This is a genomic window from Gracilibacillus caseinilyticus, from assembly GCF_022919115.1.
GTDB classification, from domain to species: Bacteria; Bacillota; Bacilli; order Bacillales; family Amphibacillaceae; genus Gracilibacillus; species Gracilibacillus caseinilyticus.
Genome location: NZ_CP095072.1, coordinates 430,083 through 455,897 on the forward strand (window position 1 = coordinate 430,083; position 25,815 = coordinate 455,897).

The 25,815-nt window shown below is 37.5% G+C and carries 26 protein-coding genes; 15 read left to right on the forward strand and 11 right to left on the reverse strand.

Annotation, left to right across the window (positions count from 1 at the left end; genetic code table 11):
- The first annotated feature begins 85 nt into the window (after positions 1–85).
- On the forward strand, positions 86–403 hold the full coding sequence (locus MUN88_RS02005) for a phospholipase (protein ID WP_369809930.1): 318 nt from the start codon (positions 86–88) through the stop codon (positions 401–403).
- A gap of 68 nt (positions 404–471) precedes the next feature.
- Here the strand turns inward: MUN88_RS02005 and MUN88_RS02010 are convergent, their stop codons facing one another.
- The 3 genes from MUN88_RS02010 to MUN88_RS02020 form a co-directional block, all read right to left on the reverse strand.
- On the reverse strand, positions 472–2,940 hold the full coding sequence (locus MUN88_RS02010; protein WP_244720227.1) for a heavy metal translocating P-type ATPase: 2,469 nt from the start codon (positions 2,938–2,940) through the stop codon (positions 472–474).
- Positions 2,940–3,272: an ArsR/SmtB family transcription factor gene (locus MUN88_RS02015; RefSeq protein WP_244720230.1), complete on the reverse strand. Its 333-nt coding sequence runs from the start codon at positions 3,270–3,272 to the stop codon at positions 2,940–2,942. The genes MUN88_RS02010 and MUN88_RS02015 overlap by 1 nt, the downstream gene beginning before the upstream one ends.
- 655 nt (positions 3,273–3,927) lie before the next feature.
- The gene (locus tag MUN88_RS02020) at positions 3,928–4,341 is read right to left on the reverse strand and encodes an LCP family protein (RefSeq protein ID WP_244720233.1); all 414 of its coding nucleotides are present in this window, start codon (positions 4,339–4,341) and stop codon (positions 3,928–3,930) included.
- A gap of 219 nt (positions 4,342–4,560) precedes the next feature.
- Here MUN88_RS02020 and MUN88_RS02025 point away from each other — a divergent pair, with 219 nt between their 5' ends.
- From MUN88_RS02025 to MUN88_RS02060, 8 genes are all read left to right on the forward strand, one after another.
- Positions 4,561–5,031 (forward strand): GNAT family N-acetyltransferase, encoded by a 471-nt coding sequence (locus MUN88_RS02025; RefSeq protein ID WP_244720235.1) that lies wholly within the window; start codon positions 4,561–4,563, stop codon positions 5,029–5,031.
- Between the two features lie 322 nt (positions 5,032–5,353).
- Entirely contained in the window at positions 5,354–7,006 is a 1,653-nt protein-coding gene (locus MUN88_RS02030) for a thiamine pyrophosphate-binding protein (RefSeq protein ID WP_244720238.1), read from the forward strand.
- A gap of 22 nt (positions 7,007–7,028) precedes the next feature.
- Positions 7,029–7,406, forward strand: a complete 378-nt coding sequence (locus tag MUN88_RS02035) for a carboxymuconolactone decarboxylase family protein (protein WP_244720240.1) — start codon at positions 7,029–7,031, stop codon at positions 7,404–7,406.
- A gap of 12 nt (positions 7,407–7,418) precedes the next feature.
- Complete coding sequence (locus MUN88_RS02040) at positions 7,419–7,799, forward strand: hypothetical protein (RefSeq protein WP_244720242.1); 381 nt, start codon at positions 7,419–7,421, stop codon at positions 7,797–7,799.
- Positions 7,800–7,832: 33 nt separating this feature from the next.
- The gene (locus tag MUN88_RS02045) at positions 7,833–8,984 is read left to right on the forward strand and encodes a methyl-accepting chemotaxis protein (RefSeq protein ID WP_244720244.1); all 1,152 of its coding nucleotides are present in this window, start codon (positions 7,833–7,835) and stop codon (positions 8,982–8,984) included.
- 230 nt (positions 8,985–9,214) lie between these two features.
- Positions 9,215–9,541, forward strand: coding sequence for a PadR family transcriptional regulator (locus tag MUN88_RS02050; protein WP_244720246.1), 327 nt, complete (start codon positions 9,215–9,217; stop codon positions 9,539–9,541).
- An 8-nt stretch (positions 9,542–9,549) separates the two neighbouring features.
- The gene (locus MUN88_RS02055; protein ID WP_244720248.1) at positions 9,550–10,293 is read left to right on the forward strand and encodes an HAAS domain-containing protein; all 744 of its coding nucleotides are present in this window, start codon (positions 9,550–9,552) and stop codon (positions 10,291–10,293) included.
- Positions 10,290–10,499 carry a hypothetical protein gene (locus MUN88_RS02060; RefSeq protein ID WP_244720250.1) on the forward strand — a complete coding sequence of 70 codons (210 nt, stop codon included), beginning with the start codon at positions 10,290–10,292 and terminating at the stop codon, positions 10,497–10,499. The genes MUN88_RS02055 and MUN88_RS02060 overlap by 4 nt, the downstream gene beginning before the upstream one ends.
- A gap of 218 nt (positions 10,500–10,717) precedes the next feature.
- Here the strand turns inward: MUN88_RS02060 and MUN88_RS02065 are convergent, their stop codons facing one another.
- From MUN88_RS02065 to MUN88_RS02090, 6 genes are all read right to left on the reverse strand, one after another.
- Complete coding sequence (locus MUN88_RS02065; RefSeq protein ID WP_244720252.1) at positions 10,718–11,755, reverse strand: DUF2332 domain-containing protein; 1,038 nt, start codon at positions 11,753–11,755, stop codon at positions 10,718–10,720.
- Positions 11,756–11,814: 59 nt separating this feature from the next.
- Complete coding sequence (locus MUN88_RS02070) at positions 11,815–12,210, reverse strand: VOC family protein (RefSeq protein WP_244720254.1); 396 nt, start codon at positions 12,208–12,210, stop codon at positions 11,815–11,817.
- A gap of 315 nt (positions 12,211–12,525) precedes the next feature.
- Entirely contained in the window at positions 12,526–13,968 is a 1,443-nt protein-coding gene (locus tag MUN88_RS02075; protein ID WP_244720256.1) for a DEAD/DEAH box helicase, read from the reverse strand.
- Positions 13,969–14,475: 507 nt separating this feature from the next.
- A complete protein-coding gene (locus MUN88_RS02080) occupies positions 14,476–15,012 on the reverse strand; it encodes a dihydrofolate reductase family protein (protein ID WP_244720258.1) in 537 nt (178 codons plus the stop codon).
- A gap of 79 nt (positions 15,013–15,091) precedes the next feature.
- Positions 15,092–15,292: a cold-shock protein gene (locus MUN88_RS02085; protein ID WP_244720260.1), complete on the reverse strand. Its 201-nt coding sequence runs from the start codon at positions 15,290–15,292 to the stop codon at positions 15,092–15,094.
- A 403-nt stretch (positions 15,293–15,695) separates the two neighbouring features.
- A complete protein-coding gene (locus MUN88_RS02090) occupies positions 15,696–15,785 on the reverse strand; it encodes a putative holin-like toxin (RefSeq protein WP_369809973.1) in 90 nt (29 codons plus the stop codon).
- A 188-nt stretch (positions 15,786–15,973) separates the two neighbouring features.
- On the opposite strand from MUN88_RS02090, the gene MUN88_RS02095 reads away from it, so the two are divergent.
- The gene (locus MUN88_RS02095; protein WP_244724290.1) at positions 15,974–16,357 is read left to right on the forward strand and encodes an SET domain-containing protein; all 384 of its coding nucleotides are present in this window, start codon (positions 15,974–15,976) and stop codon (positions 16,355–16,357) included.
- A gap of 260 nt (positions 16,358–16,617) precedes the next feature.
- On the opposite strand, the gene MUN88_RS02100 is transcribed toward MUN88_RS02095, so the two are convergent.
- The gene (locus MUN88_RS02100; RefSeq protein WP_244720262.1) at positions 16,618–16,992 is read right to left on the reverse strand and encodes a CotD family spore coat protein; all 375 of its coding nucleotides are present in this window, start codon (positions 16,990–16,992) and stop codon (positions 16,618–16,620) included.
- Positions 16,993–17,554: 562 nt separating this feature from the next.
- Between MUN88_RS02100 and MUN88_RS02110 the strand changes: the two genes are divergently transcribed.
- The 3 genes from MUN88_RS02110 to MUN88_RS02120 all read left to right on the forward strand — a co-directional run bounded on the left by MUN88_RS02110 (position 17,555) and on the right by MUN88_RS02120 (position 19,021).
- Entirely contained in the window at positions 17,555–17,716 is a 162-nt protein-coding gene (locus MUN88_RS02110; RefSeq protein ID WP_244720264.1) for a hypothetical protein, read from the forward strand.
- A gap of 14 nt (positions 17,717–17,730) precedes the next feature.
- Complete coding sequence (locus tag MUN88_RS02115; RefSeq protein ID WP_244720266.1) at positions 17,731–17,850, forward strand: pyridoxine 5'-phosphate oxidase C-terminal domain-containing protein; 120 nt, start codon at positions 17,731–17,733, stop codon at positions 17,848–17,850.
- Between the two features lie 256 nt (positions 17,851–18,106).
- On the forward strand, positions 18,107–19,021 hold the full coding sequence (locus tag MUN88_RS02120; protein ID WP_244720268.1) for a class I SAM-dependent methyltransferase: 915 nt from the start codon (positions 18,107–18,109) through the stop codon (positions 19,019–19,021).
- A gap of 605 nt (positions 19,022–19,626) precedes the next feature.
- On the opposite strand, the gene MUN88_RS02125 is transcribed toward MUN88_RS02120, so the two are convergent.
- A complete protein-coding gene (locus tag MUN88_RS02125) occupies positions 19,627–22,371 on the reverse strand; it encodes a GTPase domain-containing protein (RefSeq protein WP_244720271.1) in 2,745 nt (914 codons plus the stop codon).
- A gap of 297 nt (positions 22,372–22,668) precedes the next feature.
- Here MUN88_RS02125 and MUN88_RS02130 point away from each other — a divergent pair, with 297 nt between their 5' ends.
- Together MUN88_RS02130 and MUN88_RS02135 are read left to right on the forward strand one after the other, a co-directional pair.
- On the forward strand, positions 22,669–24,192 hold the full coding sequence (locus MUN88_RS02130; protein ID WP_369809931.1) for a peptide MFS transporter: 1,524 nt from the start codon (positions 22,669–22,671) through the stop codon (positions 24,190–24,192).
- Between the two features lie 330 nt (positions 24,193–24,522).
- Positions 24,523–25,704: a cytochrome P450 family protein gene (locus MUN88_RS02135; RefSeq protein ID WP_244720276.1), complete on the forward strand. Its 1,182-nt coding sequence runs from the start codon at positions 24,523–24,525 to the stop codon at positions 25,702–25,704.
- Positions 25,705–25,815 lie beyond the last annotated feature (111 nt).

Sequence of the window (25,815 nt, forward strand, 5' to 3'; positions counted from 1 at the left end):
TTTATGGTATTGTTCCGTCATTTTTTATCGATTGCGAGGCCGTTTAACCAATCATACAGACACCTCCATTCATATACTGGTACTAATGAAATATTCATACACACTGGAGGTGAGAACTTTGTACAATCAAAACCATATAAGAAAACCTAAATTGTGTATATTTCCTGGTTATCGCTGGTGCGGACCTGGATGCAGTGGTCCGGGTGCACCAATTAACGAAGCAGATGCCGCCTGCAAAGCACATGATGAATGTTACCTTTATTCTGGTGATCGCTGTGCATGTGACGAAGCATTCATTCAGCGGCTTAGCTACTTAGCAAGCAAACCTACCGAAGAAGGTCATCATGCCCGGGTTATGCTGCGGTATATGAAAGTGCAACGGGTATTTACTTGCGGATTTTAACAATAGGCTCAAAGTCCATCTTTTAAAAACACTCATAGAACATAATCCAGTTCTATGAGTGTTTAATATTACTCTTTAAATTTCACTAATCGCAGTGCATTTAAGATAACAATCAACGCTGCTCCGGTATCACTCAACACCGCCATCCACAGTGTGAGCCATCCTGGAAAAATAAGCACGAAAGCAATCAGCTTCACGATTAAGGAAAACCAAATATTTTGTTTAATAATGGTTAGGGCTTTTTTGCTTAATTTCATTGTATGCGGCAGCTTCTCTAAGTTATCAGCCATGAGTACAATATCTGCTGTTTCCATTGCCGTATCAGTTCCGGCACCACCCATGGCGATGCCTAAGTCAGCAGTTGCTAATGCAGGAGCATCGTTAATGCCATCACCGACCATCGCAACATCATAGCCTTCTGACCGTAATTGTTTAATAACGCTCACTTTGTCCTCTGGCATTAATTCAGCAAAGTAGCGTGTCACATTTGCCTCGCCCGCTATTCTTTTTGCTGTACCTTGATTATCTCCTGTTAACATAACCACTTCGTCTACACCAGCACCTTGCAATCCTTTCAAGGCACTTACCGTTGTATGGCGAAGGTTATCGGATACAGCGATGATACCAGTGATTTCCATTGCTGTTCCGATAATCACAACTGTTTTTCCTTGATTTTGCAAATGCTGTAACTCTTTTTTCACAGTATCTAACGGAACGTTCATTTCTTCAAACAGCTTCAGGTTCCCTGCAAAATAAAGCTCTCCATCAATTGTGGCCTGCACACCTTTACCGGTAATCGTCTTGAATAATTCACCTTGTTTAACCTGAACTTCCTTTTCCTTGGCATACGCTACGATTGTTTTTGCAATAGGATGCGTCGAGTAATTTTCTAAGGTGAAAGCAATCGATAGCAGCTCTTGTTCGGTTGTGGCGATCCTTTTCACATCAGAGACAACTGGTTTTCCTTCCGTCAATGTACCCGTTTTGTCGAAGGCGATTGCTTTAATTGCTCCAGCTTTTTCTAAAAACGTTCCACCTTTTATCAATACGCCGTTTTTGGCTGCATTACCGATCGCAGAAACAATGGCAACCGGCGTAGAAATAACTAATGCACATGGACATGCTACAACTAGTAACGCAAGGCCTTTATATCCCCATTCGCCCCAGCTGCCAAGCCCAAATAATGGCGGTAACACAATCACTGCTAAGGCTAAAGCAAAAACAATCGGCGTATAAATGTTGGCAAACTTATCGATAAATGCTTGAGTAGGTGCCTTTTGTTCTTGAGCTTCTTCCACCAGGTGAATGATCTTGGCGATCGCCGTATCTTCCACAAGCTTCGTGACTCTTACTTCAATTGAACCACTTTCATTTATCGTACCAGCATAAACACTATCTCCACTGTTTTTGTCTACCGGAATCGATTCACCGGTAATCGGGGCCTGATTCACACTTGTTTCGCCATCTGTAATGTCACCATCTAATGGGATACGATCACCTGGTTTGACAACCACAACCTCTCCCACACGAATATCTTCTACAGGCTTCTGCTTTAATTCAGAACCGACTTTGATCCAGGCTTCTGCTGGCGCGAGTTCCATTAAGCTTTGAATTGATTTTCTCGTTTTTTCGATCGATTGATTTTGAAGGGCTGTACCTAATGCAAACAACCAGACAACGGTTGCTCCCTCAAACCATTCACCTATCAACGCTGCACCGATTACCGCAGATGACATCAGAACATTCATATCCAACGAGCGACTTTTCACAGCAAAAAAAGCACTTTTGACAGGCTTATAGCCACTGATTACCATCGCAATCGCATATAAAAAGTTTGAGATAATTGGCGACAAGGTCGTAAAAGAACCGATAAAACCTAGCGCGATTACGATTCCAGAAAAAATGATTGGCCTATATTCATTTTGTGATTTAACTTCCGTCGCCTTAGCACCAGTCTCTAACGGAATAGCTTTGTAACCAATTTTATTTACTTCGGTAACAATGTCTTCTATGCTTGTTTGATGGTTAACCTTTATTTTTCCTGTTGAAAAACTGACACTCGCACTTGCCACCCCAGAAACACCATTTAAGTGTTTTTCTATACTTTGAGCGCAGCCGCCGCAATCCATTCCTTCGACACGATATATTTTTATGTTTTTGTTGTTATTTATCGGTTCAGCACTAAAGCCTAGCTTCTGCACAACCTCTTCAACCTCATCAAACAAAAAGGAATCCTGGCCAACAACTTTTAGCTTTCCAGTATTATAATGAACAGTTGCCTTCTCAATACCATCTACATCATACAACCCTTTTTCTATTGATAGAGCGCAAGAAGGACAGTCCATTCCAGAAATACGGTATTCCTGTAGCTCGCCTTGGACATTTTGCTCAGCTGGCACAGACTGCTCGGAATCGTTGCCACAACTAGTTGATTTTTCAATAGTTTCCGAACTGCTGCAGCACGAATCTGTTTGTTTCGAATCTTGGACTGAATTACTGCAGCATGCTGTTTTCTCGATACTGGCTTTATCTGTCATTAACACTCACTACCTGCAATGTGATTTTCACAGGTTTCCACGTCTTGTTGAATGTCCATCAATACATCATCAAACATGGATAATAAATCCCGCACCTGCTGATTTCCCAAACTGTAATACATATATTTACCTTGTTGTCTGCCAACAATAATTCCACAGCCTTTCAAGCAGGCAAGGTGTTGTGAAATATTCGACTGGTTCCCATCAATATCCTCCACAATTTGCGAGACCGTTTTTTCTGTGTTTTTTATACATTCCAGAATTTGAATGCGTGTTTTATGAGAAAATCCGTGTAAAAATTTTATTTTTGTATCGACATCAATCGTTAGCATTAGTGTTTCCCCCTAATATATTCGATTATACTAATATGTTTGTTGTTATCATATTAGCAAGGACTAATATGTGTGTCAATGCATTAGTTTGTCAGAATGGGACATAAAAATAAATTAGCTTGTAAAACCGAGCAATATTAAGACTTAATATATTTTTTAGCATGCCGCGAAGTGCTCACAATTCGCTGAGACTTATGGAATTAGATGTTGGCAAGGGCAAATAGAGGGGGGTTGTTCCGGGTGGAGCGTTCTTTCGGACAATATGTGCCTGAAATGAAGGCGTTTTGTCCGAGTGCAGTGCTCTTTCGGACAATATGTGCTCGAATTAAAGCTGAATTGTCCGATTGAATCGTTCGTCGCCCAAAAGCTTTTATGAAACAGAAACAAAAGGTCTTGGCAATCTGTCATGATCAAAAACTTTTTTTGTAGCGAAAGGCGTTCGTATTAAAAGCTTGCCGAATTGAAATATAGTAAATAAAAAAACGAACGGAGATGAATGTTATGTAAATACATCGAATTTCTCGTTCGTTTTTTCATGAGCTTATACTTTTTGTCCCAGCATCATTCTTATCACTGATTTTGCAAATGCTGGTTCAATATTTCACTTGTATTTTTTATCGTATGTTGATCAACAATTTTAAAAACTAAACCGTCTTTAAATTGTGTCTGTATCCCATCTATTATATCCAACCTCAACAGTACCGACATCATCTTTCACTGCCTGTAGTTCTTCCAATGTAACGCTTGGTATATTTGTCTCCCTTTCATTCAGAAGTGTCTGAATATCAGAAAAGCTTGGTTCCTTGTTGATCATTTGATTTCTATCAATCTCTAATCGTGAATGTAGTTTCTCTTCAGGAACAACGGCATAATAATCAATGGGTACCTGAAAGAAATGAGATACTGTTTGCATAACTGGTCCAATAGTTGAATTGTATACAGAGGCGTGCAGCAGCTTAGCCTTGACAATTACTTCTCCTTGAGAATTGAAGATCTCTACATATATATCTCTCGGCATCATATCTTTAGCTGTTTCTTGATCCATCACATAATGAAAAGCTAATCGCACTAAATCATCACCATGTTGCTTCCAATAGCACCTCTTTTTCTCTCCGCTCCATAGCTACTCTCTTTTCTATACCTTATAAGAAACTGCGAAATCGCCCTTTTGACGATGCTAAAGCAATTAAAGTTTCAATTTAATTTTTAAAATTTTTCTCTATTATCATCTGACTAATCCACTATTTGGTAAAATGAGATATACTAAATATAGAAAGGAATGAAAAGCATGCAGTTAACTACCAGAAAAATAAATAAAGATACCGCCAACCTAATTTTGGATTGGCAATACCAAGCACCATATGATTTTTATAATAATGAGAATAATGAAGAAACTAGAAGTGAATTCCTAGATGGTTCCTATCAAGCTGTTTTTACCGATTCTGGTGAGTTATTCGGATTTTTCTGCACAGGACCGAATGCTCAGATACCTGTTGCTGGAAAATTAGGGTTATACCGCGAATCAATGATTGATGTTGGGCTTGGAATGAACCCATTCTATGCAGGTAGTGGACACGGCTATGCATTTTGCTCTTTTATTCTTCAATGCATACGAAAGCAAAATAAAAAATTGCCATTACGCTTATCTGTTGCAACTTTTAATAAAAGAGCGATTCATTTGTACGAGCAACTCGGATTCGCGGAACAGCATTCTTTTAATACGGATGCTGCAACATTTATTACGATGGTGAAAGTGTAACCTTTCACCTCTCTCTACAATATTATTTCCCCTCTACAAAACCATTTTAGTAATAATCAGGTAACACTTTTATTTAACCAACCTAAAAACCCCAAAAATACATACTAAATACCTAAATCTATAATACTAGAAAACAGGAGAATAAGCTTATAAAAATAGCAAACGTTATCATCTATTGCTTTTTATGTAAAAACATTCCATCAAAACAATACAAAAAGACTAAATGAACATCATCAAATATGATGATAGACCTATTACCTGCTAATTATTATAAATTTCTTGTCGATATAAGGCATGTGTAATTTTGGGAGGTGAAACTATATTGGTTAGCTTAGCTACTAATTTAGTAAAAGTTATAAAACAATTAGGCTGTGAACAGGCATTCGGAATTCCGGGAAAACCCATTACGCCGTTAATTATGGAAATGGAAAACCAAGGTATTAACTTTGTGCTTTCTCGGCATGAATGTGGAGCAGGTTACATGGCAACAGGATATGCATTGCAGAATCAATCTCTTGGCGTTGCTCTTGGTACATCTGGCCCCGGGGGAACGAACTTGCTTACTGCAGCTGGACAAGCCAAAGCATTTAATGCGCCGGTATTATTCATCACAGGCCATCCGCCTTTAGGAGAAAGTGGAAAAGCACTTGGACAGGATTCTAGTATGTTTGGAACTGACCTTGTTGAACTATTTAAACCACTGACGCTTTTTAGTGCCAAAGTAGAAGATGCTACACTACTATCCAGTTACTTACAACATGCACTTCAAAAGGCACTCACTGGAAAAATGGGGCCTGTCCACCTATCTATTCCACTTGATATATTGACACAGGAAGTACCTGACTTAGACATGCCAAATTGGCAAATAGCGGATAATCCTATCTCCGCTAACTTAAGCCAAGTAAAGCAATTATTATCAACAGCTCAGAAGCCCGTCATTTTAGTAGGTAAAGGAGCACATCGCTCTAAAGCCTATCAGGAGCTCCAAACTTTTGCAGAAGACTGGCAGATACCTGTCATGACTACACCTGGTGGCAAAGGCGCCTTTCCAACGCATCACCCGTTATCCCTTGGCAGCTTCGGCCTGGGAGGAACAGCTGCAGCGGAAACTTATATCGAAGACGGCATTGACATCATGATTGTAATCGGAACCCGTTTATCGGACATGTCAACTGCAGGTCTAAGTCCGAATCTTTATCCTAAACACATCATTCAATTTGATCAAGAGGAAGTCTTTGTAGGTAAAACAATCTTAGTTGACACGCTGCTTGTCAAAGGAGATGCGAAGCAAAATTTATCTAAACTCATCTCGCAATATGCTCCTGATCAACCTGTACACAAACGTAACCTTACGGCTTATTGGGTAGAGGAAAACAAAGCAAGAGAATTAATCGCAAAGAATGAACCGAATAACAATCGGCTCTCCACAGCAACTGTCATGTTACATCTAAGAGATTTCTTACCACCTGACACAGTTGTTTTTGGTGATGATGGCAGTCACACATTCTATGGCATTAAGTATTTCGACACCTTAAAACCTGGTACCTTTTATTTTGACGATGTCTTTGGTGCTATGGGGCACGGACTTGGATTAGCTATTGGTGCTTCTTTAGTCAAACAGGATCAACCTATTGTCTCTTTTGTTGGAGATGGTTGTTTCATGATGCACGGAATGGAGCTTTCGGCCGCTGTCGATCAACAAGCAAATATTACGTTCGTCGTGTTTAATAATGGCATGCTCGATATGGTAGACAAAGGAATGAAAGTTGGCCTCGGCAAAGCGGCAGGTACAACTTACCAATATGGTATCGACGCTACTCAATTTGGTGTCTCAATAGGTATGGAAAGCATCCGATGTCACAGTATTCATGAATTAGAAGCAGCTATTAAACAAGCGATAGAAACAGATGGACCGTCTATTGTCGAAGTTTTTACACGTCAGGATGAGGTACCGCCTACGTTGAAGAGAGGTTAATTATCCAAAAGGAGTGATCAATGTGAATAAGCAAGAATTAGGTTGGAAAAAAGTTGATGAATTGGGTGGGACAAGAGGTATTAAAGCCATCAAGGCGATGGAAGATGCTTCTCCTCGTCTAGCAAGACTTGCCTTAGAGTTTGGCTATGCGGATGTGTATGAAAATGACAATTTAGATGTAAAGCAGAGGGCACTTGTGACACTATCATCACTAATTTCGCAAGGTGATGCTGGCAGAGGACTTCACTATCATTTTTATGCTGCTTTAAACGTTGGGTTAAAGCAAGAGGAAGTATTAGAAGTGATCAATCATTGCAGTGCATATGTTGGTTTCCCTAAAGCAATTCATGCATTGCATATATTCCAGGAAGTAGCCGAAGAATTCGAAAATAATAACTAGGAGGAAAAAAAAATGAGCACGTATGAATCGAAAGAATATAAAGATGTGTTTTATTTCAAATACAAGGTAATGGCAAGTACGGTGGAGCAAGCTAAACAAGAGGCTAATTATGTACGTACACAACTGCAAAAGCCGCATATTAAGAAATTCTTAAATGACAACAGTTTAATTCAAACCGTTGCCAAACCTGAAGTAAATGAAGTATGGGGCCAATTAATGCAAGACGTTGCAAACCATGTTGAAAAGAACGCAACGATCGCACCCAACGTTACATTAAAAATGCAATTAAATCGCCTATCACGTTCAGCTGGAACAAAAGACAGTGTCAAAGCATTTACTACATTGGAGGAAGCTTCAAAATTCCTTGGTGTAGAAGAAATGGAAGCTTTATAAGGTAGTGTAATGATGAAAATAAGAGATAATATAATGAAAGGCAACCAGATTTTAATCTTTTATACCTTACTCATTGCTATTCTTTCGATGGCCATGATGGTCCTTGTCCTGGACTTTTTCTCTTTTGCTATAACCAGTATGTATTTTGTAATTAGCGTCATTTCCGTGCTTGTATTAGCTACAGGACTGGCCATGCTGTTGTTAAAATGGAAGCCACTTGCTTCTAAGGAAGATCATTTAGCAGAAGAAACTGTAACAAATGGGTCTGAGATGGATGACGATACAAAAGAGCTTTCTTCAAAAACAGCAGCAGCAGCGATGCAATTACAGTCTACAACTAAAGAGACAAGTGATGCTATCTCAGAAATCTCAACTACCATGCAGGACATGGCTTCAGGGGTCGATACACAAGCCAATGAAATACAGGAAGCAAATCAAACGTCTGGACAAATTTTCTTTAGCCTCAAAGAGATTGAGGAGAGTTTTAATTTTGTTTCGGAAATATCTGCACAGGCGATAGAACAATCCAGAAATGGCGATGAAGCTGTAGTGAAGATCATGAACCAAATGGAGCTTATTGGTGATCAAGTCAATCAATCTATTGAAGTGGTTCATCAATTAGATCAAAAAACAAATCAGGTTGGCGATATTTTGTCGTTGATTACGGACATTTCTAATCAGACAAATCTATTAGCACTTAACGCAGCAATTGAAGCAGCTCGCGCAGGAGAACACGGACAAGGATTCTCTGTTGTTGCTGATGAGGTAAGAAAATTAGCTGAACAAACGAACAATGCAACCAATCAAACTCAAGGATTGATCCAAGAAATTCAAGCAGGTACAGCGGAAGTGACGAACGTTATTTCTAAAGGGGGACAATCGATAAAAGATGGTGCAGCCCTTAATGAAAATGTAAAGGAAGTCTTCCACGAAATTGCTGAAAATATTGATGAAGTGGACGAATTCATCCAAGACCTAAAATCAGCCATATTTGATGTAACCAACAACATGCACCAAATGTCTACTTCGATGACAAAAGTGTCCGAAGAAGTAACTGGATCTAATGCCAATATCGAAAACGTGGTGGCTGTTATAGAAGAATTAAATGCCTCTATGCAGGAAGTCTCAAGTTCGGCACACATTCTTTCAGATATAGCAAACACGTTAGATGAGAAAGTTAACTAAATATAAATATGAAAAAGTTTTGTGTGATTGGTCTTGCTTTAAAGTGAGGATCAGTTATGCAAGACTTTTTATTTTTTCACACCACTACTAGCATATATTTTATGTTAGTGAGAAATTTTGTCAATCACTATATTGTAATATTTGTAATTTTCATGCTATACTAAACTATATTGTATTACAACCTAGTTTGACATCTAAACACAGACATCTAAACACAAGGAGGAAATGGATTGTCTTCAACTCAAATTCTAAAAGGTATTCTTGAAGGTTGCCTCCTCTCCATTATCGCAAAGGGAGAAATTTACGGATATGAAATGACGGAAAAACTTAATAGTTATGGTTTTACTATGGTGAGTGAAGGCAGCATTTATCCCTTATTACTACGAATGAAAAAAGAAGAACTGGTAGCTACTCATCATAAGAAGATTCCATCAGGTGGACCAAAGCGGAAATACTACACGTTAACTCCAAAGGGCGAAGATGAATTGAAAGAATTTAAGCAAAAATGGAGCGCGATCTCTGAAAGTGTCCATGAATTATTAGGGAAGGAAGGATGAATTTTAATATGAAACTTTCTGCTAAAAGTACAGATTTTTTAGAAAACCTGAGATTGTATTTGTTTTCAAGCGGAAAAAACACGAATGAAAGCGATGAAATTATTGAAGAATTAGAAAGTCACTTATACGAGGCAGAAAAAGCGGGAAAAAATGTAGATGACATCATTAGCATGTCACCAAAAGCATTTATGGAGCAAATCGCAGATGAAGTCCCCTTTGATTTACTAAATCTGTTGAAGTATGTTCCGATTATTTTTCTTGGAGGATTCTCTTATATACTCTTAGGTCAAGTGATCATAGGCGACGTCTCCTACTCTATCATTCAACTTATTGGCTATCCTTTGATTTTGTTAAGTTTTTTATTAATCACTTCCGTCCTATTTAGAATGATCGCAAGTAGAAATCTGACACAAGTAACAGAATGGCTATTGATCTCACTTCCTGGTATTTTGGTGATTTCCTTTTTTATCGGATTACATTATTTAAATGACTATGTTCATTCACCCGTTATACTCTTTGGAGATAGCGCTGCTATTGTCACCGCTATTCTGGCAATTTGTATATTGATTGCAATTGCTTTATGGAGTAAGACATGGTTTTCCATTATCATTCCGATTATATTATTTTTACCAGAAGCGGCTGTACGAATGACAGCTTTTCCTGAGAATACGAAATTAATTATAACTAGTGTCCTTACTTTCGTATTGTTATATATTATAACGGTAACTACTACCCGAAAAAAGAAAGGTTGATTAATCTGCTACAGCAACAATGGGGATATAAAGACTTTGTCATTAACACTACCAAAGAAGAGTTAGATATCGATACAGTCCACCAATTTCTAAGTAAAGAATCGTATATTGGGCGCAAGGCATCGCAATTGAAGATGTCAAAAAAACCGATTGATCATACAACATTATGCTTTGGCATGTATCATATAAATAAAGATATGAGCTAGAAAAGAAGATTGATTGGTTTTACCAGGGTGATTTCGGATTACATGCTGTTACAAAAGCAAATATTCATGGCTTTAACAAACTGTATCTCACCACAGACCAGGAAGACTACTATGAGAAAATCGGCTGGACCTTTCTTGAGAATGCTTATATGATTTATGGATCTTCATCCAAAGTGTATAAGAAACAAACAGATATCACGAATACTATAATCCACAAATCACAAAATCCTTTTTGGTAATTCCCAAGTAAACCATCTGCCATGCCCATCCGTCTGCCCAATTCTTTTAACATACTCTGTTCCATCTACATAATACTGAAGGTGTAAATCTCTATCTTCTATGTTGTTATAAATGTGGAATATTTCTCTGTTTTCGCCAATCATTTTCACATGATGAAGCAGCTTATTTACTGCATCTTCAGGCATTTGGTTGGCCACATGGGTATGGAAAACACAAATACAATAATCGTTTGAAATATTTTCAGTTAGGTTCGGAAGCAGCTCTACTCCATCACCATCAATTAATGTCAAATGGTTCTCTTTTACACACCGTGATGCTTTTTGAAATAATACTCGTCTTTCGTGATGCTCTGGCCAAATCAAGGCATTCAGCCAAAGATATTCTGTCTCTTTCTTTAAATCAACCGTATGTAAATCCACTCCGATCCTATTGGCTACAGGAGGTATATTGTCTTTAAGAAACGGCATTTTTCCTTTTTTTATAATAGAGTACAGATGCACGTCAGCATTTCTATTTCCATAGATTTCATTTGAACCATAAGAATAGCTGTATTTATCCCAAAGCAATTGCAAGCCAGCGCTTGTCCCTATTTCTATTTGAGCTAACGGTTTATGAACAGTATCAAAAATATACTGAAATACAGGAAACAGATAGGCACAGCGTCTTACTTCATTGGTTTGTACTAATTTGTTCTGTATCATGTCTTTAATTTCGGAAGAATGATTCAAGCAGAAATCTTTAAAATATGGGAAAGAATCTCTTACACTACTTGGATTATCAACAATACTCGGATAAAATTCTTTAAGTTTATGATCCTTTCCTGTTAATAACAAAAAATGTACAGCGCCAAATAATAAATTCGGAATGGGTTGACCTTGTTTCGCATGAGATGCTAAAGCTATCAACTCCGAATCATCAGCAATTTTCAAGGATAAATATTCATATAAAGGGCTTGAACCTGTACATTCCCTTTCGGCAAAGGTTCTAAATACTTTTGATAGCTGCGATACTGACATCCTTCCCACTCCTTATCTATTTGATAATTTCATTTACTCTATCTCTGAATTGCACATGGTCAAGGTGCTACCAATTCGACCTTTATTCTGTCTGGATCCTCGAAATAAACGGCGTAATGATCATTTCCACCTGCAAAGGGATGCTTATCTGTGTAAAGGATTTTCAAACCTTTTTGTTCCAGCTGTCTTGTCATGTCATCTACATGTTGACGGGAACTTGCGTGGAATGCTAAATGGTTTAGACCTACTCGGCATCTATGATAGGAAATGTCCATAAACCTTTCTTCTGCTTGCACAAAAACAATATAGGTCCCTCCCATTTTCCAACTGTGTCCACTATCCCACGATTGGAATGATTCATATCCTAATTCCTCTAAAAACCAGCCCCAAAAGGTAAGGGAACTTTTTAAATCGGATACATATAGTTCATTATGGTGAATTAGTCCTCTTGACATTACGTTACATCCTCTCAAATCTGTAAATCACCTTATGAGTCAGGGTACATTTATTTAAACACTCCCAAGAAAGAACGCCACCCTCAGTGCTTACCTTCGTTTATATTTCTATTTCGCGCAACTCCCCAAACTACTATCCCTAATAGCAATAATGCAACGAAAACAAATAGGGAAACCTTTACTATTTTTTCACCAAGCTCCTTACACAATTAATCACAATAATTTTAACATAAATTACCATCCGCGGGATACAAAAAAAGATGAACCACAAAAATAGTTCATCTCTTAACAATTATGACATGCATTTTCGTAACATTATTTCACCGCTTTACTCACTTTCAATTTCTTCCCTTTCACCGTCGTATGCTCCATAGCTTCCAGCACTAATGAACCTTTACCATTCAAAATATCCACATAAGACCAATTGTCTTTGATTGTAATAATGCCGATATCATCAGCCGTTACATTTGGGATGTTGGATATCGTACCTACAAGGTCCATGGCACGTATTTTTTTCTTTTTACCACCATTAAAGTGCAGTTTCATAATATCCTGGTTGATTCTTGCTGTTTTATTATTTTTCACAATACGTGGTGCAGCCATTTTTTCCATAAATGCCGGCTTTAATTCGCTCACTTCTTTTGTTGACGGGGCTTCTTTTCTTTCAATCACAAAACCGATATAACGTTCAATGCTTGCGACATATTTTTCCTCATATCTATCCGCAAAAGTTATTGCTTGTCCTTGTTTACCTGCACGGCCGGTTCTGCCTGTCCGATGTACGTAGCTGTCTTTTTTGATTGGCACATCAAAATTAATAACAAGTGATACGTTATCGACATCAATTCCTCTTGCTGCTACATCTGTTGCCACAAGATAGCGAAACTGACCCGTTTTAAAGCCCTCCATCACAGAGAAACGCCGATCTTGCTCCAAGCCTCCATGAATCTGTTCACACGTGTATCCAGATTCTTGCAGTTCTGTACTCACTTCATCTACATGCTCCTGCGTGTTACAAAAAATGATACAACTATCAGGATTCTCAACAGTTGTAACGTCTTTTAGCAGTGACAGTTTCTCTGATTGTTTCACTTCATACAGATCATGCTGAATCATTTTCGTTGTCATTTCTGTTTTAATTTTTATTTTCGACGGATTATCCATATATTGCTCACAGAGTTGCTCGATTGCTTGTGGTATTGTAGCCGAGTATAACATCGTGACGCGCTCAGAAGGTACTTGTTGGATAATTGCCTCTACTTCATCAATAAATCCCATCTTTAACATTTCATCTGCTTCATCGATGACTAGATATTTTACCTGATCGAGCTGCAACGTACCTTGACGAATATGGTCCATTATACGTCCTGGCGTTCCTACTACCACATGTGTTTTTTGCTTCAATTCTTCCTTTTGAAAAGTAAAAGGCTCCCTGCCATACAACGCCAATGCTTTAATCCGTTTGAATCTGCCAATATTGGTAATGTCTTCACGAACTTGAGCAGCCAGTTCTCTCGTAGGAGCTAACACTAATGCTTGCGGACTATTATCTTCCCAAGCAACTTTTTCACAGATCGGAATAGCAAAAGCAGCTGTTTTTCCACTGCCTGTTTGGGAATGGACGATTAGATCCTGATTTTCCAGTGCACGTGGAATTACTTCATTTTGAACGTCAGTAGGCTCTGTATATTTTAATACGTCCAACGCTTTTTCTATTTCATTACTTAAGGAGAATTGTTGAAAAGTACTATTTTCCATTTGCTAACCTCATTTATCTTTAATTTACTTTATTAACGTAAGCATATCATTTATTCGGTGCTTAATCGATACAAATCAAAGCTATTCATGTCCTGGATTTGTATCGTTTAGGCTGGATGGATACAAAACATGGTTCTTCTTATGCATGATAGTATCGTTTATTAGGTAATGAATACAAATCTCACCTGTTGCAAACCAGATTTGTATCGTTTATCAATAATGAATACAAATCTCTATCCTTTCATTATGAATTTGTTTCCATTATTTAAACGAATAAAAAGGAAGCCTATCACTGGCTTCCTCCTAAACGTCACCGTACGTAACTAGTTATCCGTGTTTCGAGCAGACGATTTCGCTTTGCCTCTTCGTTGTTCAGCTGGCTTTTTGCCTTCACCGCGAATTTTTTTCTTTGGTGCGTAAGAGTCTTTAACCATGTAAGAAACCTCCGTTTTAGCATATTTTTCGCTTTTATGTTTACCTGGTTGATGAAAAAATATGCTCGATCAACTAAATGTTTCTCGAATAAACAAGCATCGCTATTCCTTCTGTTACAGTACTTTCTTCCATTTTTAATGAAAGCATTGGATTATCATCGGCAAATAATCTCGTTCCTTTACCAACAATCATCGGTATAATCCCAATAACATATTCTTCAATAACATCTGCTTTCATTAATATGTTACAGACACTCGCGCCACCAAAAACCCATATATTAGCCCCGTCTTCTTCTTTCAAAAAGCTGACAAGAGCAGTCAGGTCACCTGTATAGAACTCTACATTTTCTTCTTTAGGTTGTGCTGTGGAATGTGATAGTACGAATATTTTTTTGTCTGCAAATTCCTTCATCGCTTCAGGCGGAAGGTCATCATATGCTGTCTTACCCAAAATCATTGTATCGCATGAAGCTAAAAATGCTGAGAAGTCAAACTGCTTATCTGTATCATTGGAATGATCGCCATCTCCATGAATCCAGTCGAACTTATTGTTTTCATCTACAATTCTTCCATCAAGACTGATAGCTAAATTTAAGATAACTTTCCTCATTTTTATCCTCCTTCATCCGTTACTATGGATTTTTTAATCTAAAAAGAAAAAGGACTCCGCTTAAAGAGTCCTTTAATCATTAACCTTTTTGAACGTTAGTTGCTTGTGGTCCGCGTTGACCATCTTCTACATCAAAAGAAACTGCTTGACCTTCTTCTAATGTTTTAAATCCTTCACCCTGGATAGCTGAGAAGTGTACGAATAGATCGTCTCCACCTTCTACTTCGATAAAACCGAAACCTTTATCCGCATTGAACCATTTAACTGTACCTTGTTGCATATTTGTTTCCTCCTGCGTGGATCATCATTCCACTGTTTAATACTATTAATGCTCAATAAAGATAAAAGGTTAACTTCCTCTGTACCGAACCGAACAAAAATAATTCTCCTTTATAATAACAGATATTTATTTGAATAGCAAGTAAAATTTGTAAAATTAATTAACACCCAGGAAAGAAAAATAGATGAAATCACCCAATAAATGGTATAAAATATAGATGAAAGGCTTATTTATGATATCAATGTACAATTCCAATTGTTATTGTTATAATACATTAAGGAAATGCATATAATAAAAAACTCGCAGCGGCTACTGCGAGTTCCGGATAAGCGGTTCCATAAGTGGAGATCTGCTATCGACTGAATAGACCTCACCTGCTCACTTATCGGTTTAATAGGGAGGTCTATTTCCGCTTGATTATAGATACAATCAAAGCAAGTAATGCAATCAAGAAGGTACCAAAAGAAAATAGTACCATAAAACTTTCATACATATTCAAAAGCGTCACCCCCTCTTTTGTCAGGAGATTAGCCGACCTTCCCTAAAAGAACATTATCCTTTTTCCATTATATCACAATTCAATCGAACGCATATTCATTTTTTATAGATAGGAACTTTTGTATGAATTATGTTATAGTAGATGAATTACACAATAAACTTAACAGACAGGCGGGAAAAATTATGATCGAAATCAAATCCTCTCCTCTAAGTGATGGAGACTACACTAGAGGTGTCTTTGCTACACAAAACATAAAAAAGGGACAGTTGTTGCACGAAGCTCCTGTTCTTGCCTATAGAAATGAAGAACATCAACATATTGAAAAAACGTTGTTAGCTGATTATGCTTTTGAATATGGACTTCATCATTCGGCAATTTTACTGGGCTATGGCATGCTATTTAACCATTCCTATGAACCAAACGCTACGTACGAAATCAGCTTTGAAAATCACACCTTTAATTTCTTTGCCTACCGCGACATAAAGGCAGGAGAAGAAATCCTGATTAATTATAATGGCGACGTTGATGATAAAGAGCTTTTGTGGTTTGATCGTGATGATTCATAAAGACAGTTCTTGTATCGCCCACCCTCTTTTATCATTCATCAGACAAAAGCCCCGCATTTAATGCGAGGGCATTTTATTGTACCCTTATTCACCCTATTGTTAATAGTGAATCACATTTGCGGACGATTATGTAATCCTTACAATCCATAAGATACATTCACTGGCTGCTTTGGGCTGCTTGAATTATCTTTCGACCTTTATTCATATAATTGCTCAACGTATATAATGAAAAAGCACCTGCGAGAGGTGCTTTTTTCATGTTAAATCCAGCTCCATCCATCATTACGATGACATTTCTTTCTACTGCGACCGCGACTGCCATTGTTATTACTATTGCCATTATTTGTACTTGCAGGGCTAACACGTTGACAGTTTGGTGAATTCATATCACTACCACAATCATATTGCTCCACAACTGTCTCATTCACATCAGAATTCGAAACTGGATAATAATTTTCGCTTCTGACTACATTTCTATTTACATTTACTACTTCAGTTGGATAAACATTTCTGACAACACTGCGATTCGTTGTAACATTCCTTACTCGCTGAGTAGGATGTACAATCATTTTCTCTTGAATCGGAGAAACATTATTGTTTCTTCCGTTATTTCGAGAATTATTACAGCATCCCATAAGTTTTCCCCCCTTTTTAACCAACTACTATACAGTATGTTGTTAACAAGAGTTTGTCCTAGTCAAATATATTAAACCTAGCGAAAATGTGTTTTCATACTAAGGCAAGTAGCATGTTAATCGTTAAAAAATCAAATATATGAATTTATTAAATACTGTCCGTTATCTTTGAATAAGAAAAGACTATTTAAAGGTGGTAATGATTCATGAAACAAACAAAGAAGATATATGAGATTTAAAATCATTAACTGGTCCTTTTCCGGATTTTCATACAAAAAATATACCAGAATCGCCTTCAGATTTGTTCACAGATTGGTTGATCACTGCGATTGAAAAAGGAGTTCATGAACCTCATGCGATGACATTGTCTACCGTTGACGAAAAAGGGGCACCTGACGCCAGAATATTGATACTAAGAGATGTGGCCAATAATAAATGATATTTTGCAACGTCATCCACAAGCAAAAAAGGGGAACAACTGAGAATAAACCCAAAAGTCGCCTTAACATTTTATTAGTCGGAAATCGGCAGACAAATTCGGATACGTGGTGTAGCATCAGAAATGTCTGCAGAGGCAGGTTCAGAAGATTTCCTGGAAAGGTTGAGTGAGGCAAGTGCTCTAGCTTTGATTGGACATCAGAGTAAGGAAATGCTGCAACGTCAGATGTTAAATGATGCTTTATTGAAAACGAATGAATTAATAAAAGAAGTACCGATACCGTAAGCGCTAATTGGTAGTTGTACAAAGTCGCTGCGTACGAAGTTGAATTCTGGCAAGGGGATCCAGAACGAAAACACATCAGGGTTCAATATCAGCGTAACGGTAAGCATAGGGGACATCGTTTATTGTGGCCGTGAAATAACAGCTCCCTACTTTGCATTTGAAAATTATACAATCATATCCTGACTTACAAAAGATCACCTCCTGCTTTGCAAGCTGTACCATCCCAGTCCGAAAGTCTGCATTACCACATAACGATCAGTTAAAACGAGATCAACAATTTGACAAAAAAAGTTATTTATGCTATAATTTACAATTAAATGATTGTATCGTATAATAAGATTCTCCTGGCCAGGGGAATCTTATTTTTTTGTCATATAGGAGGAGCAAAGTATGAAGAAAAATGAATCAAGTTTAACTTCTTTAATATCGGCTTTTGGTCGAGCCTACCACAGTAAATATGATGACAACCCTAAGATTTTCGATGATTTTATTGCCAAAGATTTAATAACGGAAGAAGAATTTACAGATATACGCGAAAACATGACAAACGGCATTTCATTTTTCAATCAAGAAATCGCAAAGAAATATCAGGATCACCCGGATGAAATATTAAAATGGATTACACAAGTGCAGCTTTCTCCAACTCCGTTAGCGCGTAGTGCCTATTGTGAATATGTACTATTAAAAGAAATAACACTTGGCGTTAAACAGTACGTTATTCTGGGCGCTGGATTAGATTCATTCTGTTTCCGACACCCCGAATTAGGTGACAGCTTAGATATTATTGAAGTTGACTATCCAGCCACCCAAGACTTTAAAAAGAAAAGATTAGCAAATGCTAATTATCAAATTCCGGATAACCTTCATTTCGTATCAATGGATTTCACCAAAGAGGTTAGTAAGCTTATTGAAGAAAATTTGATGCCAAACAAAAAAACTTTCTTCAGCCTTTTAGGTGTTACGTACTATTTGTCAAAAGAAGAAATTGCTAACCTTATTAATAAATTGTTTGCCGAAGTTCCTTCAAGAAGTTCTATCGTATTTGATTATGCTGACGACAATCTATTTGAAGAAAAAGGTTTATCTAATCGAGTTGAGAATATGATTCAAATGGCTTCAGCTAGCGGCGAACCCATGAAATCTTGTTTTACTTTTAGTGAAATGGAAAAAATGTTAGAAAGTGCTAGCTTACTGATTTATGAACATTCATCTCCTGCTACGATTCATGATCAATTCTTTCAAAATCGTACAGATTATTTGTCTGCATTCGAAACCATTCACTACATTCATGCTGTAAAAAAATAAAATTTTCTAATCAATCTAACTTCCTTTAATATGGATTATGTAAAGTGGGACTGTATGTCAAAGTGGTAATTTTGACATGTTTTATCTGCTCAGCAAAGATCCGGAAATATCCTCCGCGCCCTGTGAAGCTCGCTCTGATCCCACTCCGCATATTTCCTGCGCTTAAGGAAGTGCTACAACGTATGGAATAGCTAAAAGCATTGGTGCTAAGCATTATGTTATTCATTCAAATGTTGTTATATATGCATACAGTCAATATGCTAACTCGTACAAAAGTTGTAGAATTCTTATCTTAGCGTAGACCAACCACGTAGACTCCCGCGGGACGTGCAGGTGCTGAAGATCCACTTTGTGACGTGCCTTCCTTCACAAAGTTAGCTTCAGCCGTGCCCCGCAGGACGCGAAGTGGTTGGTCGGAGCGGTATCATACAACTATAAACATTTCAAAATAACCTCTGCTAGACATAATCCATATTATAAATACCTATCTCAATCATAAGTAAAACTTTATGTGATTCGCCTTTGCTCAAAGAAAAAACGACTCTGAATTCGTAAATTGAATTCAGAGTCGTTTCAACCTAGCTACATTTCCTCATAACGATCAATCATTGATTCTCATAAATCCGTTGATCTGCAGCAGTTATCCATTCATATTGACGAAGCTTCATTTCGAACAAGGTGATTGGATTCAGGTATAGCTCAGGTCTCTCTCGCATTTCGCTTAGGGAACTTTTGTTTTCTTCTATCTCATCATAGGTTTCTGATAAGGTTTCATTTAATTCTTTATACGAATCCGTAAAGAACATGTTAATGTCGCGTTCGAGTGATTTTCCAAATATTTCGAATTGCTGCAGAAATTCATCCATAATGCCTTCGACAGTTTTGCTGTAATCTTTCCCTTCGACATACTGTTTATATTTGTGATGGATTGCTTCTTTATTTTTTGCTAATGCACCGACAAGCTTTCCAGCACTCTTCCATAAAAACGGTGAAATGTTAAGGTTGGTGATGAAAGTTGCATTCGTCAACTGGATGTTTTTCCTTGTCATCCGATCTATGTCGCGATGCCAATCATCGAGTACCCTCCTGTCGCATTCGAAATATATCTTATCTTCACCAAATAGCTCATTAAAACTCTCACTCATTTCACTCAAATACGTCCGGCTTTCATCGAGTTCTCTCTCGCTATCTGTGATCCATTCTTGAAGTTCCCTATATAAATCTGGTAAAACCTCGTCTTCTATATATTGATTAATTCGCTTATTGATTGTGTCGTTAAGCTCCGTATGAATGCTTCCAAGGTCACTGTCATCCTTAATGACTTCAGCACTTTGTTGTATCAATACCGGAAGCTCCTTCATCAAATTCTGTCTCCATTTCTGAATAATAGTACTATATGAAGATTTAATGCTTTGTACTGAATTATCTTCTATATCAGCTAACTGATTTTTGGTGCCTTTCAATTTAGTGACCTTCTCTTCATTCCATGTGATATTATCCATTAATAAATTTTCTACTTCTTCCCGTTTAACAAGTAAGAATTCAATGGATCTTTTAATATAATAGAGAATCTTAGCTGTACGCTCCTCTTCCAATCTATGGCCACTCTTTATCGAACTTACAAAAGCGGAAAATTCGTCCACTTGTGTTTTCTTATTATCATTTGCGGAAAAAATAAACGTTCTCGCATTTGGAAAATAAGCTTGAATTCTGGCAATGATTTTTTCAGTCCGTTCTACCGCTTCTTTACTATTGGTATTTCGGTCCATTTCACATAATAGAAAATGAATAGGTATATCAGGTGCCTGATCTTTCATTTTTACTGCCTTATCAAGCTCTTGACTGGTAAGATTCGAATCCCCATTCAACACAAACAGCAGACTGTCTGCTAAATGTAAATAATGATTGCCCTTACTTCTGAATATATCTGAATCAGTAAGCCCTGGCGCATCAATCAGAGTAAGCCTGTTTTCACTTAAAAATGATACAGGTATTTCGCATGAAATAAAGGCTTCCTGACTATTTGTCGCTTCTTTAAATTCGTGATGTTCCGCTATACTTCTTTCCTCGTCATGCGTAATAGCATGGATCTTCGCATTGTCCGCATCTTTGTAGAGAACAGTAGCATTAGTAGCATCGTCTGAGAGGTCATCGTTTAGCAATGTATTCACAAAAGATGACTGACCACTCGCCTCTGTCCCTGTAAGCATTATATGGTATTGATTCACATTCGTTAGTTCGTCCACCATCCATTTAAAACGTTTATCCAATGTCATCCCTTCATTCACTGACCATTTGATAATGGAATCAAAAAGCTTCACACTATCACTAATAGCATTTGGATAACGTGCAGACTGATTTAACAGGTTCTCTGCATGATCAACTGCAGCAGCTTCAAAATCAGATGGATTAATTTCACCCCAGGCTAATACAGCAGAAGCAACTAGCGCAGCATCTGAAGCTGTAGATACTTTCATCCAATTTATTAAATGACTAGGAACTAAATAAGAAAATTCTTTAATCAAGTAGTTTCCGTTCGTTAATTCAGAATATGTTTCCTTAAACTGATTTGAAAGCTTGTTCCATACATAGGAATATCCCGGTTCAGTGCTTAACAGAAGATTATTAATCTCTTCCATCCAGGCAAAATAAAAATCATTTTGTTTGTAACTATTCCAGAGTGCCAGTGATAGACTTTCAAAATGATTCTGATCAATATTAAATAAAACCATTAACACTTCACTAAAATCGCTTGGATTCATATTTGCAGTATGGCCCTGTTCTACATACTCTTCTAAAACAGCAAACCATGATAATGATTCTGTTCGCTTTGCCTCATTAACAGCAAGCGCAACAGCATTATTCCAATCTTGTTGTTCTCCGAAGAATACTCGTGCCATTTCAGTTACATCAGGATAGTCTGGATTTATATCTACCGCTTTCTTAATAGCAGCAACTGCCTTGGTGCGGTTGTCGAGCTGTATGTAGACTGAAAATAATTGCAGCAGTACTTCTGTCTGTAGCACCTCAGAATCTGTTTCCACCGCATTATAGATGTCCTCAGCAATCGCAAGTAAATTCATTTTTGCATGGGCATCCGCTATATTCTTCTGAGCCCATGGCTTTAATTCGTTCGATACATTTTCCCATTTGAAAACGGCCGCCTCAAAATCTTGATAGTGATAATAGACCTCTCCCTGAGCAAAACGTATATACGATACATCAGGCATTTCGTTTTGTTGCTCTGCTATATATAGTTCACTCAAAGCCTTGATTGGCTCCACATTTTGAATACCTTCAGTAAATGTATGATAATAGGATTTACTAATTAGTTGTTCTTCCATTGTCATCCTGTTCCTCCCTATTACCTAATTTTTAGTATAAATTATAGCAAAATAAAAACTATTTCTCTTACATTCTAACAAACATAAACTTACACAATGTTTCATTTTTCTATCAATTAGAATACAATTCTGTATCACTCCTAGAATGATAAATGATATACCCATATAATGAAAGAATCTCGCTTTTATACTTTGCAATTAGTCAAAAATATTTACACTTCCTGCTCTCTTTATTACGTTGATAAAAAAATGACTAAATTTTCTAAAAATTCAGTTTTTTGACAACTCTAAACAATTGATTATATGATATTAAAGAACAGAGGAGGTTGTAAGGTGTCAGACTTAAATAAACAGAAAATTGTGGAAAGTGTACCCCAAAAAGGCTTCTTTGGGCATCCAAAAGGCTTATTCACTCTTTTCTTCACGGAATTTTGGGAAAGATTTTCTTATTATGGAATGCGAGCAATTCTCGTATACTATATGTACTATGAAGTATCAAAAGGCGGATTAGGGATAGATGAAAATACTGCCTTAGCTATTATGTCTATTTATGGATCACTCGTATATATGTCGGGAATTATCGGCGGCTGGCTTGCAGACCGGATATTTGGTACATCCAGGGCTGTTTTTTATGGTGGAATACTAATTATGTTCGGTCATATTGCATTAGCTATACCTGGAAGTATATCGATGTTCTTTGTTTCCATGGTCTTAATCGTCATCGGTACAGGTTTACTCAAGCCTAACGTTTCAAGTGTTGTTGGAGACATATACCCTGAAGGTGATAATCGCCGTGATGCTGGTTTCAGTATCTTCTATATGGGGATTAACTTCGGAGGACTTATCGCGCCACTAATTGTTGGGGAAGTCGGTATGAAGCATGACTTTCACCTCGGCTTTAGTATAGCTGCAGTTGGGATGTTCTTTGGGTTATTAGTATTTGTGTTTACGAAAAAGAAAAACCTTGGATTAGCAGGAACAATCCCTCCAAATCCATTATCAGAGACGGAAAAGAAAAAAGTATTTTCAAGAATAGGCTTAAGTGCCGTTATTTTAGCTATCATTATTGCTATCACTATTTCAATGGGCATTCTAACTATTGAGACATTTGTTGGCCTTGTTGGTATTTTAGGTATTCTGATCCCAACGATTTATTTCGTTGTGATGTACCGCAGTCCAAAAACAACGGTAACAGAGCGTTCGAGAATCATTGCTTATATTCCATTATTTATTGCATCTGTCATGTTCTGGGCTATCCAGGAACAAGGAGCAACCATCTTGGCTCACTACGCAGATAATCGTACTAATCTGGAATTCTTAGGTTTCTCGATTTCTCCAGCTTGGTTTCAATCATTAAACCCATTATTTATTATCCTATTAGCACCAATATTTGCTGGACTTTGGGTAAAACTTGGGGATCGTCAGCCAAGTATTCCAAAGAAATTCTCACTTGGTTTGCTGTTTGCCGGTTTATCCTTTATGGTTATTCTTATACCGGGAACATTAACTGGCGAAGATGCATTAGTTAGTCCAATATGGCTTGTTCTAAGTTATTTCGTTGTCGTGCTTGGTGAGCTTTGCTTATCGCCAGTAGGGCTATCAGCTACAACAAAATTAGCACCTACGGCATTTTCAGCACAGACGATGAGTTTATGGTTCCTATCCAACGCAGCTGCGCAAGCTATTAACGCACAAATTGTAAGATTCTACACACCTGAAACAGAGACACTGTATTTCGGTGCAATTGGAGGGATCGCAATTCTTCTTGCGATCGTCCTATTCCTTATGTCGCCGAAAATTCAGGGCTACATGAAAGGTGTACGCTAAGACTTGGAATAATATATTTAATAAAAATCCATCTAGATTAGTCTAGATGGATTTTTCATTATTTTTTCAGAGCAAGAAAATTAATGTAATAAACCATACATAGACTTATTGGTTTATTTAATATTCTGTTCTATAATGAAAGTAATTTATGGAAATTGAAATATTTATCCATCAGAATCTTTTATATTAGAAAAACTCCATTCGCCTCGCCTTATAGCGAGTGCCAAAGTTTTTCTTATACTTGGTACCCTTTAAATTTTCACTACGTCGAACTACTTCTACGCTAAAATTTTATACTTACCTAACGTGTAAAAAAGGAGACTGCATTAAATGGAATCAATTAAACTTTTTTCAAAAGAATTTCATCAAAATCCGTACGATTACTACAAGAACATCCGCCCACATCAACCTTTCGCAAAAGTTAATATAGCGAATGAAAACTTTCATTCATGGATGGCTTTTTCTTACGAAGCTGCCACAGCAGTTCTAAAAGATGAGAGGTTTATTAAAGATATCCGAAACGTTTTTCCAGATGAGTTTACAGATGAAAATATGCCTCCTATCGGACAAAGCATGCTTTTTGTCGATCCTCCTGACCATCGTCGGCTGCGACAGTTAGTTCAGCGTGGCTTTACACCAAAGCATATTGCTAGATTAAGAGGAAGAATTGAAGAAATAGCCCGTGAAGAATCCTCCAAAATGGGAAATAAGCAGCAAGTAGATTTCATTCAAGCATATGCCTTCCCTATCCCGATTCGTGTGATCTGTGAATTATTAGGAGTCCCTACAGAAGATCAGCGTGACTTCCAACGTTGGTCAAATGTAATGGTAGACGTGAATGAGAATGACAAATATGAGCAATCCAATGCTGAATTCATGAATTATTTAGGTCGTTTGTTTGAACTTAAGCGACAATCTCCTCAAGAGGATTTATTATCTGAGTTAATTCATGTCGAAGAAGAGGAAGGCAAATTGACGACAAACGAATTATTTGGAGTCGTCATGCTGCTGATTGTGGCCGGTCATGAAACAACGGTCAATCTTATTTCAAATGGCCTGCTGGCACTGCTTACACATCCAGAACAGCTTGCCTTATTAAAAGAGGATCATTCACTAATTCCTCAGGCCATTGAAGAATTACTACGATTCAATGGCCCAGTAGAGTTCAGTACCGATCGCTGGGCACGAGAGTCCTTTCAATTCATGGGACAGCAAGTGAACAAAGGGGATCATGTTATTGTATCACTCGCTTCTGCTGATCACGATCAAAACATGGTGGATGCACCCGATATGTTAGATATCACCAGAGAAAAAAGCCCCCATTTAGCATTTGGTAAAGGTATCCACTACTGTTTAGGAGCTCCTTTAGCACGACTGGAAGCTGACATTGCCTTTCGTGTATTACTAGAGGAGTATCCGAATATCTCAATCGATGCAGACTTATCAGATTTAGAGTGGCGTCAGAGTTATATTATTCGTGGGTTGAAAGAATTGCCTGTTAGGTTGGTGTGAGAAGATTTTTTTAAAAGAATATAAAAAATGATGCTGGGACAAAAATATAAGCTTATGAAAAAACGAACGGAACGGGAAATCTGCTGTATTTACATAGCATTCATCTCCATT

What these genes read in the sequence shown, in the direction of transcription:
- MUN88_RS02120 (WP_244720268.1), top strand. Translation starts at nt 18,107, where the DNA reads ATGAAGAAAAATGAATCAAGTTTAACTTCTTTAATATCGGCTTTTGGT.
- MUN88_RS02075 (WP_244720256.1), bottom strand. Translation starts at nt 13,968, where the DNA reads ATGGAAAATAGTACTTTTCAACAATTCTCCTTAAGTAATGAAATAGAA.
- MUN88_RS02100 (WP_244720262.1), bottom strand. Translation starts at nt 16,992, where the DNA reads ATGGGATGCTGTAATAATTCTCGAAATAACGGAAGAAACAATAATGTT.
- MUN88_RS02065 (WP_244720252.1), bottom strand. Translation starts at nt 11,755, where the DNA reads ATGTCAGTATCGCAGCTATCAAAAGTATTTAGAACCTTTGCCGAAAGG.
- MUN88_RS02010 (WP_244720227.1), bottom strand. Translation starts at nt 2,940, where the DNA reads ATGACAGATAAAGCCAGTATCGAGAAAACAGCATGCTGCAGTAATTCA.
- MUN88_RS02135 (WP_244720276.1), top strand. Translation starts at nt 24,523, where the DNA reads ATGGAATCAATTAAACTTTTTTCAAAAGAATTTCATCAAAATCCGTAC.
- MUN88_RS02090 (WP_369809973.1), bottom strand. Translation starts at nt 15,785, where the DNA reads ATGTATGAAAGTTTTATGGTACTATTTTCTTTTGGTACCTTCTTGATT.
- MUN88_RS02080 (WP_244720258.1), bottom strand. Translation starts at nt 15,012, where the DNA reads ATGAGGAAAGTTATCTTAAATTTAGCTATCAGTCTTGATGGAAGAATT.
- MUN88_RS02130 (WP_369809931.1), top strand. Translation starts at nt 22,669, where the DNA reads ATGATATTAAAGAACAGAGGAGGTTGTAAGGTGTCAGACTTAAATAAA.
- MUN88_RS02015 (WP_244720230.1), bottom strand. Translation starts at nt 3,272, where the DNA reads ATGCTAACGATTGATGTCGATACAAAAATAAAATTTTTACACGGATTT.
- MUN88_RS02085 (WP_244720260.1), bottom strand. Translation starts at nt 15,292, where the DNA reads ATGCAACAAGGTACAGTTAAATGGTTCAATGCGGATAAAGGTTTCGGT.
- MUN88_RS02125 (WP_244720271.1), bottom strand. Translation starts at nt 22,371, where the DNA reads ATGACAATGGAAGAACAACTAATTAGTAAATCCTATTATCATACATTT.
- MUN88_RS02070 (WP_244720254.1), bottom strand. Translation starts at nt 12,210, where the DNA reads ATGTCAAGAGGACTAATTCACCATAATGAACTATATGTATCCGATTTA.
- MUN88_RS02040 (WP_244720242.1), top strand. Translation starts at nt 7,419, where the DNA reads ATGAGCACGTATGAATCGAAAGAATATAAAGATGTGTTTTATTTCAAA.
- MUN88_RS02005 (WP_369809930.1), top strand. Translation starts at nt 86, where the DNA reads ATGAAATATTCATACACACTGGAGGTGAGAACTTTGTACAATCAAAAC.
- MUN88_RS02110 (WP_244720264.1), top strand. Translation starts at nt 17,555, where the DNA reads ATGTCTGCAGAGGCAGGTTCAGAAGATTTCCTGGAAAGGTTGAGTGAG.
- MUN88_RS02055 (WP_244720248.1), top strand. Translation starts at nt 9,550, where the DNA reads ATGAAACTTTCTGCTAAAAGTACAGATTTTTTAGAAAACCTGAGATTG.
- MUN88_RS02025 (WP_244720235.1), top strand. Translation starts at nt 4,561, where the DNA reads ATGCAGTTAACTACCAGAAAAATAAATAAAGATACCGCCAACCTAATT.
- MUN88_RS02045 (WP_244720244.1), top strand. Translation starts at nt 7,833, where the DNA reads ATGAAAGGCAACCAGATTTTAATCTTTTATACCTTACTCATTGCTATT.
- MUN88_RS02095 (WP_244724290.1), top strand. Translation starts at nt 15,974, where the DNA reads ATGATCGAAATCAAATCCTCTCCTCTAAGTGATGGAGACTACACTAGA.